Raw genomic sequence first — 12,358 nt, 5'->3', positions numbered from 1 at the left:
GAAAAAGCTGTATTGGTGCCGGACCTTCACGATTTGTATTGAACCCGCGCAATTAAGCAGGTGGGCAACTCGCTCTAACTGAAGCTGCTTCCGCGTGACACGGCTTGCATGCTGTTAGAAGTCTTTTGTTTCCCTAATAATACAAAAAATAGTCGGTCAACACTTAAGTGTGAAGTCGTACACCACAGCGTTTCTATAATTATGATACCATAAATTTTGAAAAATTCAAGAGAAAAATGTGATTTTTTGCAAACGATGTCATCATTTTTTTAAGTCATCAATCTTATCCTTAGTCATTCCAAGGGCTCGCTCGTATTTGCCATTCTCATTAGGCGTGAAGTAATTGGCATCTTTTATCTTGTCAGGCAGATAGTCCTGCTTGACCCAATTGCCAGGATAGGAGTGAGGGTAGAGATAGTCCTGTGCGTTGCCCAATTCCTTGCTGCCAGCATAGTGGCCGTCTCGTAAGTGGCGTGGGATGGGAAGATTTCCATTCTTTTTTAGGTCGGCCAGGGCATTGTCCATAGCCACATAGGCTGAGTTGGACTTAGGAGAAAGTGCCAAATCAATGACGATATTAGCAATAAGGATACGGGCTTCAGGGAAGCCAATCCGCTGAGCTGCCTCCAGAGCTGTAACAGTATGAACTTGAGCGTCTGGATTTGCCAAGCCAATATCTTCGTAAGCGATAACGGTCAGGCGTCGAGCTAGGCTAGTTAGGTCTTCTGCCTCAACGAGACGAGCTGCGTAGTGGAGGCTGGCATTGACATCGGAGCCACGGATGGACTTCTGCAGGGCAGAGAGGACATCGTAATGGCCGTCTCCATCCTTATCCATGGTGATGTAGCTCTTTTGCAGGCTGTTTTCCATCACATCAAGCGTGATGTGGCGGATGCCCTTGCTATCTTCTGGGGTAGAGAGTACGGCTAGGTCCAGTGAATTATAGGCAGAGCGCAGGTCTCCATTGGTAGAGATAGCAATGAAGTCTAGAGCTTCATCGTCTAGCTCCACTGGGAAATCAAATCCTCGTTCCTTATCTGTCAGGGCTAGCTGAATGGCTGTCCGGATGTCTTCGTTGCTGAGGGGCTCAAGCTCAAATATCTGAACTCGGCTTCGGATGGCAGGGGTGACAGAAAAGAAAGGATTTTCCGTCGTCGCTCCAATCATGATGACTAGACCGCTTTCTAATAGCGGTAGAAGAAAGTCTTGCTTGGTCTTGTCCAAACGGTGAATCTCGTCAAGTAGGAGCACCAGTCCGCCGGAAAATTTAGCTTCTTCAGCAATTTCCTGCAGGCGTTTCTTGCTATCTACGGTGGCGTTAAAGGTCCGAAAGGCGAACTTGGTTGTGCCGGCAATAGCTGAGGCAATAGAGGTTTTGCCGATGCCGGGTGGTCCGTAAAGAATCATCGAGGACAGGCGGTTGGCTTCAACCATGCGACGGATGATTTTTCCAGATCCGACCAGATGTTGCTGGCCGATAATCTGATCGATGTCGGTCGGCCGCATGCGCAGGGCGAGGTTTTCTGGCATAAGATTTCCTTTCTGCAAGTGTTTTTCTTGGCTTTTTGTGTTACTATTGTAGATAGTAATATTTTATCACAATGAAAAGAGGAAATCATGGCTAAGTACGGTTTTTTGGAGATATTGGACGAGGAAATGGGGAAGAGCTTTCCTTTTGACTATGAGATAAACTGGGACAAGAAGAATCATGCAGTGGAAGTAGCCTTTCTTCTTGAGGTGCAAAATCCAGGCGGGATTGAGACGGTTGATGCTGAGGGCAATGCTTCGGCTGAGGATATTTACTTTGAGGAAGCCGTGCTTTTCTACAATCCGGCCAAGTCTCGTTTTGAGGCCGAGGACTATCTGGCTGCCCTGCCCTATGAGCCTAAGAAGGGCCTGTCACGGGAGTTTCTGGCTTATTTTGTGGATTTCCTAACCCAAACTGCTGAGTCTGGTCTCGATGCACTCATGGACTTCTTAGCATATCCAGAGGTGGCAGAGTTTGAGATGGCTTGGAATGCTGAGGCTTTTGAAAATGGCAGAGCTGATTTGATTGAGACTGACTTTTATTCCTATCCGAGGTATTAGGAGGCGCTTATGGCGGATGAAGAAGAACTAGATTTGCTGCACAAACATCAGGGATTTTCTGGCTGCAAGATCGTCTTGATCTGTGATGACAAGCTGCTGACTATCTTGCGAGACGATATTTCAACCATTCCTTGGCCCAATATGTGGGAGCTGCCAGGCGGTGGCCGAGAGGGCGAGGAAACGCCTTTTGAATGCGTCCAAAGAGAGGTTTTTGAAGAACTTGGTTTGAAGCTTGAAGAAACGGCTATTGTCTGGGCCAAGGAATATCAAGGAATGCTTGTTCCAGACGAAACTTCTATTTTTATGGTGGGAACCATCACTCAGGAAGATTTTGCCAGTATCGTCTTTGGTGATGAGGGCCAGGCTTATCAGATGATGGATGTGAGCCGGTTCTTATCAGATAAAAAGGTTATTCCGCAGCTGCAGGACAGGTTGATAGATTATTTGGAGGTGCGATCATGATTTATATTGAGCGGGCAGGAGCTGAGGATTTAGAGACCATTATTGTCATTCAGCGAGCGAGTTTTAAGGCTGTTTATGAAAAATATCAGGATCAATACGACCCCTATCTGGAGGAGCGTGAGCGGATTCGCTGGAAACTGGTTGAGCGGCCCAATAGTTTTTATTATTTTGTCAAAGACGGCGAGAAGATTCTGGGCTTTATTCGATTGAATACAAATGACGAACATACAGCAGGCTGGATTGGGACAGTGGCGATTTTGCCAGAGCACCAGAATAAAGGATATGGCTCCGAGGGGCTTGGTCTGATAGAGGAGACATTCTCCACCATTAGGCAATGGGATTTGTGTACGGTTTTCCAGGATAAAGGCATGGTGGCTTTTTATGAGAAAAATGGCTATCATCAGACCCATACTGAGCCCGAAAAAGATGGCATGGATATGGTCTATATGACGAAGACAATGAAATAAACAAAGAAAGGATTGTTCAGTTAAATTTCTAAACTGAACCCGCCCTAAACACTGTGGGAAAAAGATAAAGTTCTCTTAGACGCAAACGTCGTCAGAGAATTTCCTATTTTGGCTTTGTGTTTTACGGGCTTGGTATTTTGATGATGGACACTTGGCAGGAATTAACGATTGAAGTGAAGCGTGAGGCGGAGGAAGCAGCCTCGAATATTCTGATTGAGCTGGGCAGTCAGGGTGTGGCTATCGATGACAGCGCAGATTATCTGGGGCAGGTTGACCAGTATGGTGAGCTTTTTCCAGAAGTTGAGCAGAGCGAGCGGGTCAAGATTACCGGCTACTACCCGGATTCGGTAGATATAGAGGCTGTTGCGGCCCAGGCCAATGAGCGTCTGGCTGAGCTGGATGACTTCGGCTTGGAGACGGGAGATATTCAGCTGACTCGGCAGGAACTGGCTGAGGAAGACTGGGCGGACAACTGGAAGAAGTACTTTGAGCCGGCTCGTATCACCTATGACTTGACAATTGTGCCGTCCTGGACGGAGTATGAGGCGACAGCTAGTGAGAAGATTATCAAGCTGGATCCTGGTATGGCCTTTGGTACAGGCACTCACCCGACGACCAAGATGAGCCTCTTTGCACTGGAGCAGGTCTTGCGAGGCGGAGAAACGGTGCTGGATGTGGGTACAGGCAGCGGCGTCCTCTCCATTGCCAGCTCTCTCTTGGGCGCTAAGGACATCTACGCCTATGACCTGGACGAGGTGGCTGTACGCGTGGCGCAGGAAAATATTGAGCTCAACCCTGGTATGGAGAACATTCATGTGGCGCCGGGTGATCTTCTCCGAGGCGTAGAAACCGAGGCGGATGTCATAGTTGCCAACATTTTGGCCGATATTCTCATCCATCTGACAGAGGATGCCTACCGTCTGGTCAAGGATGAGGGCTATCTGATTATGAGTGGGATTATTTCTGAGAAGTGGGAAATGGTGCGCGAGTCAGCGGAAGCGGCAGGATTTTTCCTGGAAACGCATATGATTCAGGGCGAATGGAATGCCTGTGTCTTTAAGAAAACGCAGGACATTTCAGGTGTGATAGGTGGTTAGATGCAGCAGTATTTTATAAAAGGAAATCCTCAGTCCCCTCTGGTGGTTACGGATAAGGATACGGCCAAACATATGTTTTCAGTCATGCGGCTCAAAGAGGGTGACCAAGTCACACTGGTTTTTGATGATGGCATGAAACGGCTGGCTCGGGTGTTAGACCCCAGTCAGCAGAGTTTGGAAATCTTGGAAGAGCTAGCAGACAATACCGAGCTGCCGGTTCAAGTGACCATTGCTTCAGGTTTTCCCAAGGGGGATAAGTTAGAGTTTATCACCCAGAAGGTAACGGAGCTAGGAGCCAGTGGTATCTGGGCTTTCCCAGCGGACTGGTCGGTGGCCAAGTGGGATGGCAAAAAGCTGGCTAAAAAGAGTGAAAAGCTAGAGAAAATTGCTCAGGGAGCAGCAGAGCAGAGCAAGCGCAATCTGATTCCTGAGATTCGGTTCTTTGATAAAAAGGCAGACTTTCTGGCAGCCTTGACAGACTTTGACCGCATCATCGTGGCCTATGAAGAATCGGCCAAAGCAGGAGAATCTGCAGCTCTAGTCCGGGCTCTGTCAGGCTTGGAAGCCGGCGCAAAAGTTCTCTTTATCTTCGGACCGGAGGGCGGTTTATCGCCAGAGGAAATAGTAGCCTTTGGCCAAGCAGGGGCAGTCTCCGCTGGTCTAGGTCCACGTATCCTGCGGGCTGAAACCGCTCCGCTTTATGCCTTGACAGCAGTCAGTGTTTTGTCGGAATTGAGCAAGGACAGTCTTTAAAAAGCAAAATCAGCAGCCGTTTTGGTTGCTGATTTTTTAATCATTATTGTCTTTCTCGTTTTTTGAAGGCGAAGATTCCTGCAAGTCCAGTCATAACAAGTCCCAAGAGTCCGAGCGAGGACGTTTTTTCTCCGGTTGCTGGAAGGCTTTCTGCTCCTGCCTGTCTGTGGGACGCTTGCTTGTTTGTGCTAGGGTCAACAGCAGTCAAGACAGGGAAGTCTACTCTGCTATGCTGAAGGTTGGCTGCTTCGACTGCGATAGTCGGAGAGCTTGGTTGCTCAATAGGCACTGGTTCAGTTTTCGGTGCGACGTAGACGAATTTGTATTCGCCGAATCCTTCTTGGGCAGATGCCGCTAGATAGACGATGTCTCCGTCAGTACCAATCAAGTTCTTGGCCTTATCAGCTGTCAGGAAGCGCAGGTCCAGTCCCTTGATGGTATCAGCGAAATGCCAGTTCTGATCTGCACTTGGATTGATATTTTTGACAGCCAAGATATAGTTGATGATGGCTTGGCGGTTTTCCAGATTGAGCAGACGGTTGAGGCTGGCTTCTCGAACACCAGGGAAGTTACCGTTGGACCTGTAGTTGTTGGTCACAACGATAAATTCCTGATTGGGGTCAATCTCTTTGCCTTGGTATTTCAGGTTACGGACCCGGCTGGCAGTTGGATTGGCCAGTTTGCCTTCGCGGTCGTATTTGTTCGGCTGGGTAATGTCAAACTCATAGGTAACACCGTCGATAACATCAAAGTTATAAGTCCGGTAGTCAGTATTGACCAGATTTTGCGGTTGGCTATTATTTGGATCAATGGTATTGAATTGTCCAGCTGACATTTCCAACCATTCTTTGAGTTGAGCACCGTTGACCTTGAGGATAGCAGTGACATTGTCATAGAGATAGAGGTCTGCTACGTTCTTGATGGCAATAGGACCAGCTGGAATGTCTGTGTAGGCCGTTGCATCCCCACGAGTTCCTGCCTTGAAAGGAGCAGCTGCAGACAGAATGGGAAGGTTGGCTTCAGGCGTGCCAGCCAGCTCTTGCTTAGCATACCAAAGCTGGGCATTGTTGACGATTTGCACGGATGGATCGTCTTTGACCAGAGAGAAGTAGCTTGTAATCGGTGCAGTTGTAGTGCCGACTTGCTGGCGGACATAGTTAATAGTTCCTTGGTGGGATTCTTTGGCAATGTCAATGACGCGCTGATCTGCTACATTAGACTTGGTATCTACCTTGCGGATGGAGCCCTTGCTGTCAGTGACTTTCCATTTGCCATCGGTATAGTTTAGCTTGAGGTCAATGACGCCCAGATGGTCGCCGTATTTTCCAGCCATGGTTACAGGAGTGCCGTTGATTTTACCGTTGACACCGTCTACGCCAGAGTATTTTTCGTAGAAGCCAGTTCCATTTCCACTTGGAAATTCTGCGTGGGAGTGGCCCGTTACGACAGCATCCACACCTGGCAGGCTGGCGATTTGATAGCCTTCATTTTCCTCGCCTTTTTCATATTTGTCATCTCCGATGCCAGAGTGAGAAAGCACCAAAGTGATGTCTGCACCAGCCTTGCGCATCTCAGGAATAATGTCTCGAATAGCCTCAACAGAATCGCGAACAACCACCTTTCCTTCTAGGTTTGCCTTATCCCAGTTGAGAATCTGCGGCGGTACAATCCCAGTCACACCAATCTTGACAGTCGTCAAGTGTCCCTGAGTATCCGTAAAGGTCTTTTCGATGATTTTGTAAGGCTGATAGATGAATTTACCAGTCGCTGGATCCAGCACATTGGCATTGACAAGAGGCATGCCAGCTGTCTCAATCACACGATTCAGGTAGTCCAGACCGTAGTTAAACTCATGGTTTCCTAGCGTACCAGCTTCAAAGCCCAGAGCCTGCAGAGCAGCGTACATAGGATGCTGTTCGCCCTTCTCCACAGGATCTACAATTGCCTTATAGGTTCCCAGCGGCGTTCCTTGGATGGTATCGCCATTGTCGACCAAGAGGACGTTAGGATTTTCTTTCTTGGCCTTCTCAATCAGCACGGCTGTTTTAGCCAGTCCCAAGGTCTCCACCGGCTTGTCCTGATAGTAGTCGTAGTTGACCAAGTTGGTATGGAGGTCGGTCGTTGCCAAGATACGAAGATCGACAGTCTGTCCCTCCACGGGCTTTGTATCCTCAGTAGCTGCGACATTGCGAGCCATAGCCATCAGAGCATCAGCGTTCCCACTGGCATTTTCTGGAGAAATAGCAGAGCTAGGATCTGTGCTCTCTGGTGTCGCAGTAGCTTCAGTAGGACTTGCAGCAGTCGTTGGTTTTGCTTCAGCTGCACTGCTTTCTACTGGAGCAGGATTAGCAGTGATTGCTGGAGCATTTTCATCAGCCTGGACAGCATTTACAGCTGCTGCAAGAGCCGCTGCGCTCAAAAGCACAACTGTTTTTTGAAGGGATGATTTGGACATAATATCTCCTTTGTTAAAATGAATTTCAGACTTATATTATACTATATTAAAGCGCTCTCATCAAGAAGAAATTTCCAGTATAGAGCTTTTATGCTTTCTAATATTGGTTTGAAAATACTGAATAAAGATATCAGCAGATAAGCGAACGATTAGATAGAGGCAGAATAAAATAGAGTTTCAAAAATTTATGGTACACTATAGAGTGACTGAAATAAGTTACTTTGCTAAGCATAATAATCAAGGAGAATATCATGAAAAAGAGAATTTTTCTCAAAATATTACTTTTAGGGGGAGTCATGATAGGATTAATAGGATGTGGAGAAAAGAGGGGCAGCCGAGATTGGATTGAGAATAAGGTAGCTGAAGTGAGTCGCGTCTATCCCACTGAAAATCTATTTAATTTGTTTAAGCAATTTCCGGATGGGTTTAAAGTAGAGCAAGTGTATATCAAACGTGGGACTTATCTTATCGAAATGTCTTTACAAGGGGATAGTAGCAATCACACAATTTCTGGAGTGTTAACCAAGACACGGGCTTCTGATGATATTACTGAAAAGCCAGAAGAAACAATAAGGGTGGATTATATAGATGGGAAATTTATCTTTTCTGATAAGGAGAAAGCGAAAGAATTATGGCCTTTTGATGGATTCTTATTTCAAAAGTTAACGATTAATCAGTCTTTTCTATCTTCTTTATCTATGAAATCCAAAAGTTATAATGGCAACAACGGGGCCTTCGATATTGATTATTCGGTTCAAAATCAAACTATCAATCATTATTTTCACAAAAATGAAAGAGAGCAGGCAACTTTAGGTTTTGGAAGCTCAAACCGAAACGACGATTATTACTATTATTCAGTAACTGTCAACTATGATAATACTTATTCATTTAGAGAAACCGTGTCAAATTAAGAGGAGATAAAAAATTTGTTAACAGTGACATTCCTACGTTTGATGCTTCAAATTTAGCATGTTATCTACTTTGATAAAATCATTATTAAGAGCAACTGCCTCATCGCCTTGTATCCGCTTTCGTATTTTGGTATAATGGTGATGAACTCACTTAGGTAAGTCGGAAAGGAAAATAAAACGGAAAAAATCAGACTGCCTAAGCTGAGAAGCGTATCTGCATTCTTTGCCTGATAAGGAGAGGAGGTTCGCCATGACTATGTCTGCCTTATTTGAGTTGTTTGTTGCCCTTTTAGGTGTGGCATCTACTTGCTACCTTGTCTACGCTTATTGTCAATTTATCAAGGAAGAAGTTCATCACTTTCTTCACCACAACCCGCCCGTTTAAGGCGGGTTTTTGCTTTTGGTAAAATGGTTTATACTATATAATGAAACTGATAGAGATTGAGGAGTGTTTATATGTCTAAGAGAAGAAATAGGATTATGGGACTTATTGGCATAAGTGTACTGATATTGCTGGGAGTAGGCCTGTACCTAGCTCATAAAACTCATGAATTTCAGAATGAGATGACAAGAATTGTCCACAGTAAGAAAGTGAAGAATCTAATAGAAAAGAAATTTAAAAAATTAGATTCTCATGCTTTAACGGATAAGGGGAAAATTCAATCCTATAAAATTGATGATAGAAGCATTCGTCATAATCCAATGGGAGGAATTATGTTTGATATTATCATTAATGATGACCCTGATATTGTTGGGTCAACAGGCCTTAGAAAATATGGAGAGAATGAGGACATACGAACTGTTGGTATGGATAGGTCAAAAGGTCTTCAGAAGTTGCTAGGGGAGTAATGGCCAAAGAGTCATAAGGAGATTTCTTTTTTTAGAGGTGAATACATGAAGAAAAAACATAAAATTATCTTATCGGTTATCAGCTTGTTTGTGGCTGTTTGCATTGGAGTAGGTCTCTACCTAGCTCATAAAAATCAAGAATTTCAAAATGAAATGTTCAGGATTGTTCACAGTGAGGAAGTGAGGGAGTTGATTGAAGAAGATTTAAAAAGAAAAGATCCTAATGCGTTAACAGACAAAGGGAAGATTCGCTCTTATAAAATTGATGATAGCTCCATTAAGCATAATCCGATGGGAGGAATTATGTTTCATATTATCATTAATGATAGTATAAGTATGGTTGGGAAGACTGGTCTTCGGATGGATGGTGAGAATGGGAAAATTCGTACGGATGGTATGACTGAATCAGCTGGTTTGCGGGCGTTGTTGGAAAGTGACGACAAGTGATTCAGTATTCTAGTTGTAGCGAAAACCTCTTGCTCTAATTGGAATTGCAAAACCTATACCACATACTAAATTATAATAGTCGTAGGAGTGTCTCATGAAGCAAAAACATAAAATTATCTTATCAGTTGTCAGTTTATTTTTAGCTCTTTGTCTGGGAGGAGGAATATACTTGACTCACAAAAATCAAGAATTCCATAATGAGATGACAAGGATTGTTCACAGTGAGGAAGTGAAGAATTTAATAGAAAAGAAATTAAAAAATTAGACCCTCATGCTTTAACGGATAAGGGGAAGATTCGCTCTTATAAAATAGATGACAAGACCATCCGTCATAATCCTATGAGCGGAATCATGTTTCATATTGTGATTAACAAAAACCGAGATATTATAGGTAAGTTTGGCATTCAAAAATATGGGGAAGACGAACCAATTAGTACAGTGGGAATGTCAAAATCAAAGAAATTTCAAGATTTACTTAAGGAGTGATTTCGATGTTTTACAATGATGAAGAAAAGAATAAGATTGCTTGGCAAGAATATACTAGTTATAAAATCGGTGACAAGTCAAAGAAAGTGCCCAGCAAAAGAGAAGTGGCATTCAGGAATTGCAGGATAATAAGTAAGGCTTTGTTTTTACCAGCCTCATACCGGATAACTCCCGCCCGTTTAAGGCGGGTTTTTATATGAACCGTCGTAAGTGTCTAGAGTTTTGAGAAAGTGAAAAATTGAATAAGAAATTGACGAGGAAATGAGAAATCATTTCCTCGTTTTTTGTTGTTCAAAGAAAAGGAGCATTTGCTTATGAATAAAAAAGGACTTCCTAAACAAAGACAATCAAGAAATATGGTAATTATGGAATGTATGGAATTAACTGGTTGGTCACGAGCGAAAGTAGTAGCTTCTCTCAAGGAGCTAGAAGCTGCAAACCTAATTAAGTTTCCAACTGCAGGCGGAGTGATGCTTCGAGAGGAGGCGCTGTAATAATGGTTGATAACGGAAGAATATCCCTAGCCCAAGGTTTAGGCAGTGAAAGTTTTTATCAATTACCTAAAGTGATGATTGGTTCAAAATATTACAGCAAGTTAAAATCAGAAGCCAAAATGATGTTTATGTTGCTTAGGGATCGTATGGGGGCTTCGATTGAGAATGCCAGAAAAGGCGATATGCGTTTTGTTGATGATAATCAAGATGTCTTTATCTACTATCCCATTGAAGAGCTTGTTGAGGATCTTGGCTGGAAACGTGACAAAGTTATGTCACTCAAAAAAAAGCTTATCGAGTACGACCTTATTGATGAAGTCCGGCAAGGTTTGAAGAAGGCTAACCGGATCTACGTTAAGAACGTTGAAACTCGTATAGAACTTCTGAATATGGATTTTGAACAGGCAAAACAGTCTGAAATTCCAGTAAAATCGCCTGAAGTCGGAAAAATCGACTTCAAGAAGTCGGAAAAATCGACTTCAAGAAGTCGGAAAAATCGACTTCAAGAGGTCGGAAAAATCGACTTCAAGAAGTCGGGAAATCCGACTCAAGTAAGAATAAATCTAGTGAGATTAAACAGAGTGAGAATAAAAATAATATTGATAGTTCTAGAAAGGCTGGGGCTGATAGTCCATCTATTCAAAAAAAATCTGAGGGGAAATATATCCAGCCAGAATACTACTCATTGCTACAGGTGATCGCAGATAGTTACAATGACAAATTTGCTTATGATTATGACCGACGTGAGATTTACAATCTAACCCATCGTCAGAAAATGCTGATTGGTCAGTTTCTGGCTGATGGATATATGACCAGTCAGGAGATCCTGGATACTATCGAACGCATGCCCTTTGATACAGAACAGCCCCTCGCTTATTTACTGAAATGCCTGGAGAACCTCAAGGAAGAGCGTAGGCTGGAAGCTAAAATAGTAGCTCATAGAAATGCTGAACTGAAATATGGAGGAGCTGGCTAATTGGCTTAAGATTACTATATTTTGACCTCAGCAAGTCGTTAAACTGCTACCAGATCTTTGACAACTGAATACCCCCGCTGTCCTGATTAGCGTGACCTAGACATAAAAGAGAAATAGGGGCGGCGAGTAACTAGAAAAGGATATCTAGTGTTGGTCACATGACGTAAAGCCACGGTTGACTTGTCCCGTAAGGCAAAGGAGTTTTAGGGTTTACTAGACTAAAATAACCCTGCGTAAGAAAAACGGAAGGCAGTTACGCACTGCCTCGGCAAGCTGTAAATCAGCAATTTTCAGAAGGGGGATTAACCATGACTGAAAAAAACGACATAAAGTCAGTGACCATCTCTGACCTCAAAAAGATGGGAAAACATGGCAGAGCAACTGCTCGTCTTGACTCAGGAGAAGAGATTATCCTGGGTCCTAAATATGCGACTCAAAGACGGTCAGGCATTATTGCTGGCCAAGTCCAGGAAGTGGATTTAATCATCCCCTACACTGCTCGATTGATCAGTCAGATACGGACCATCAAAGACGGTCCAGTTTTGGTCGCAAGGAAAATGAAACAACAACGTAAAACCTGCCTGCTGTTGACGGGGCAGGGCTATAAGAAATAATACAAGGAGAGTTATCACATGGAAGTGTTACAAACAGTTATTAAATTTGTGGGTTATGGCTTGAACATTATGGGTGCTTTAGCCATTTTAGAAGGTTGGTACCAATATTCCAAAGGGAAAAAGAATGACACTTTTCAAGAACAAGATAAGGGACAAGGCGGTATGGTTTATGGAGGCATGATTATTGCTGGATCTGGTATTATCTTGAATTATGTAGCCAATCTTATCTCAAACTTGCCACAGTAAAGCAGGAAGGAGG

The 12,358-nt window shown here is 43.9% G+C and carries 16 protein-coding genes and 1 pseudogene; 15 read left to right on the top strand and 2 right to left on the bottom strand.

Annotated elements, in window-relative coordinates:
* Positions 1 to 261: 261 nt before the first annotated feature.
* The gene (locus HMPREF9380_RS00925; RefSeq protein WP_004193674.1) at positions 262 to 1,530 is read right to left on the bottom strand and encodes a replication-associated recombination protein A; all 1,269 of its coding nucleotides are present in this window, start codon (positions 1,528 to 1,530) and stop codon (positions 262 to 264) included.
* 87 nt (positions 1,531 to 1,617) lie between these two features.
* Here HMPREF9380_RS00925 and HMPREF9380_RS00930 point away from each other — a divergent pair, with 87 nt between their 5' ends.
* The 5 genes from HMPREF9380_RS00930 to HMPREF9380_RS00950 all read left to right on the top strand — a co-directional run bounded on the left by HMPREF9380_RS00930 (position 1,618) and on the right by HMPREF9380_RS00950 (position 4,867).
* Positions 1,618 to 2,088: a DUF3013 family protein gene (locus tag HMPREF9380_RS00930; protein ID WP_004193672.1), complete on the top strand. Its 471-nt coding sequence runs from the start codon at positions 1,618 to 1,620 to the stop codon at positions 2,086 to 2,088.
* 9 nt (positions 2,089 to 2,097) lie between these two features.
* Entirely contained in the window at positions 2,098 to 2,550 is a 453-nt protein-coding gene (locus tag HMPREF9380_RS00935; RefSeq protein ID WP_004193669.1) for an NUDIX hydrolase, read from the top strand.
* Positions 2,547 to 3,017, top strand: a complete 471-nt coding sequence (locus HMPREF9380_RS00940) for a GNAT family N-acetyltransferase (protein ID WP_004193668.1) — start codon at positions 2,547 to 2,549, stop codon at positions 3,015 to 3,017. The genes HMPREF9380_RS00935 and HMPREF9380_RS00940 overlap by 4 nt, the downstream gene beginning before the upstream one ends.
* A 143-nt stretch (positions 3,018 to 3,160) precedes the next feature.
* A complete protein-coding gene (prmA, locus tag HMPREF9380_RS00945) occupies positions 3,161 to 4,114 on the top strand; it encodes a 50S ribosomal protein L11 methyltransferase (RefSeq protein WP_032907848.1) in 954 nt (317 codons plus the stop codon).
* Positions 4,115 to 4,867, top strand: coding sequence for a 16S rRNA (uracil(1498)-N(3))-methyltransferase (locus tag HMPREF9380_RS00950; protein ID WP_004193663.1), 753 nt, complete (start codon positions 4,115 to 4,117; stop codon positions 4,865 to 4,867).
* Positions 4,868 to 4,910: 43 nt separating this feature from the next.
* Here the strand turns inward: HMPREF9380_RS00950 and HMPREF9380_RS00955 are convergent, their stop codons facing one another.
* Positions 4,911 to 7,322 (bottom strand): bifunctional 2',3'-cyclic-nucleotide 2'-phosphodiesterase/3'-nucleotidase, encoded by a 2,412-nt coding sequence (locus HMPREF9380_RS00955; RefSeq protein WP_004193661.1) that lies wholly within the window; start codon positions 7,320 to 7,322, stop codon positions 4,911 to 4,913.
* A 251-nt stretch (positions 7,323 to 7,573) separates the two neighbouring features.
* Here HMPREF9380_RS00955 and HMPREF9380_RS00960 point away from each other — a divergent pair, with 251 nt between their 5' ends.
* From HMPREF9380_RS00960 to HMPREF9380_RS00990, 10 genes and pseudogenes are all read left to right on the top strand, one after another.
* Positions 7,574 to 8,233: a hypothetical protein gene (locus HMPREF9380_RS00960; protein ID WP_004193657.1), complete on the top strand. Its 660-nt coding sequence runs from the start codon at positions 7,574 to 7,576 to the stop codon at positions 8,231 to 8,233.
* 250 nt (positions 8,234 to 8,483) lie between these two features.
* Positions 8,484 to 8,618, top strand: coding sequence for a hypothetical protein (locus HMPREF9380_RS12125; RefSeq protein WP_002896703.1), 135 nt, complete (start codon positions 8,484 to 8,486; stop codon positions 8,616 to 8,618).
* Positions 8,619 to 8,689: 71 nt separating this feature from the next.
* Positions 8,690 to 9,082 (top strand): DUF1310 family protein, encoded by a 393-nt coding sequence (locus HMPREF9380_RS00965; protein WP_002907405.1) that lies wholly within the window; start codon positions 8,690 to 8,692, stop codon positions 9,080 to 9,082.
* Between the two features lie 45 nt (positions 9,083 to 9,127).
* Positions 9,128 to 9,529 (top strand): DUF1310 family protein, encoded by a 402-nt coding sequence (locus tag HMPREF9380_RS00970; RefSeq protein ID WP_002907404.1) that lies wholly within the window; start codon positions 9,128 to 9,130, stop codon positions 9,527 to 9,529.
* A 94-nt stretch (positions 9,530 to 9,623) separates the two neighbouring features.
* Positions 9,624 to 10,015: pseudogene (locus HMPREF9380_RS0111160) on the top strand (DUF1310 family protein).
* A gap of 314 nt (positions 10,016 to 10,329) precedes the next feature.
* Entirely contained in the window at positions 10,330 to 10,509 is a 180-nt protein-coding gene (locus HMPREF9380_RS00980) for a hypothetical protein (protein WP_032907766.1), read from the top strand.
* Positions 10,510 to 10,511: 2 nt separating this feature from the next.
* The gene (locus tag HMPREF9380_RS11225; protein ID WP_004193644.1) at positions 10,512 to 11,207 is read left to right on the top strand and encodes a replication initiator protein A; all 696 of its coding nucleotides are present in this window, start codon (positions 10,512 to 10,514) and stop codon (positions 11,205 to 11,207) included.
* Entirely contained in the window at positions 11,204 to 11,485 is a 282-nt protein-coding gene (locus HMPREF9380_RS12085) for a hypothetical protein (RefSeq protein ID WP_004193641.1), read from the top strand. The genes HMPREF9380_RS11225 and HMPREF9380_RS12085 overlap by 4 nt, the downstream gene beginning before the upstream one ends.
* A 308-nt stretch (positions 11,486 to 11,793) precedes the next feature.
* Positions 11,794 to 12,099: a hypothetical protein gene (locus HMPREF9380_RS00985; protein WP_004193638.1), complete on the top strand. Its 306-nt coding sequence runs from the start codon at positions 11,794 to 11,796 to the stop codon at positions 12,097 to 12,099.
* A gap of 18 nt (positions 12,100 to 12,117) precedes the next feature.
* Positions 12,118 to 12,345, top strand: a complete 228-nt coding sequence (locus HMPREF9380_RS00990) for a hypothetical protein (RefSeq protein ID WP_004193637.1) — start codon at positions 12,118 to 12,120, stop codon at positions 12,343 to 12,345.
* Positions 12,346 to 12,358: the final 13 nt, after the last annotated feature.

This window comes from Streptococcus sanguinis SK49 (assembly GCF_000212815.1).
Taxonomy (GTDB): domain Bacteria; phylum Bacillota; class Bacilli; order Lactobacillales; family Streptococcaceae; genus Streptococcus; species Streptococcus sanguinis_C.
This window is presented reverse-complemented; position numbering and strand designations above follow the sequence as displayed.

Bases quoted from the DNA above. Each gene is read 5' to 3' on its own strand.
- HMPREF9380_RS00955 (WP_004193661.1), bottom strand. From the start codon at position 7,322: ATGTCCAAATCATCCCTTCAAAAAACAGTTGTGCTTTTGAGCGCAGCG.
- HMPREF9380_RS00980 (WP_032907766.1), top strand. From the start codon at position 10,330: ATGAATAAAAAAGGACTTCCTAAACAAAGACAATCAAGAAATATGGTA.
- HMPREF9380_RS00970 (WP_002907404.1), top strand. From the start codon at position 9,128: ATGAAGAAAAAACATAAAATTATCTTATCGGTTATCAGCTTGTTTGTG.
- HMPREF9380_RS00960 (WP_004193657.1), top strand. From the start codon at position 7,574: ATGAAAAAGAGAATTTTTCTCAAAATATTACTTTTAGGGGGAGTCATG.
- HMPREF9380_RS00965 (WP_002907405.1), top strand. From the start codon at position 8,690: ATGTCTAAGAGAAGAAATAGGATTATGGGACTTATTGGCATAAGTGTA.
- HMPREF9380_RS00940 (WP_004193668.1), top strand. From the start codon at position 2,547: ATGATTTATATTGAGCGGGCAGGAGCTGAGGATTTAGAGACCATTATT.
- HMPREF9380_RS00930 (WP_004193672.1), top strand. From the start codon at position 1,618: ATGGCTAAGTACGGTTTTTTGGAGATATTGGACGAGGAAATGGGGAAG.
- HMPREF9380_RS00985 (WP_004193638.1), top strand. From the start codon at position 11,794: ATGACTGAAAAAAACGACATAAAGTCAGTGACCATCTCTGACCTCAAA.
- HMPREF9380_RS00925 (WP_004193674.1), bottom strand. From the start codon at position 1,530: ATGCCAGAAAACCTCGCCCTGCGCATGCGGCCGACCGACATCGATCAG.
- prmA (WP_032907848.1), top strand. From the start codon at position 3,161: ATGGACACTTGGCAGGAATTAACGATTGAAGTGAAGCGTGAGGCGGAG.
- HMPREF9380_RS00950 (WP_004193663.1), top strand. From the start codon at position 4,115: ATGCAGCAGTATTTTATAAAAGGAAATCCTCAGTCCCCTCTGGTGGTT.
- HMPREF9380_RS00990 (WP_004193637.1), top strand. From the start codon at position 12,118: ATGGAAGTGTTACAAACAGTTATTAAATTTGTGGGTTATGGCTTGAAC.
- HMPREF9380_RS12125 (WP_002896703.1), top strand. From the start codon at position 8,484: ATGACTATGTCTGCCTTATTTGAGTTGTTTGTTGCCCTTTTAGGTGTG.
- HMPREF9380_RS11225 (WP_004193644.1), top strand. From the start codon at position 10,512: ATGGTTGATAACGGAAGAATATCCCTAGCCCAAGGTTTAGGCAGTGAA.
- HMPREF9380_RS00935 (WP_004193669.1), top strand. From the start codon at position 2,098: ATGGCGGATGAAGAAGAACTAGATTTGCTGCACAAACATCAGGGATTT.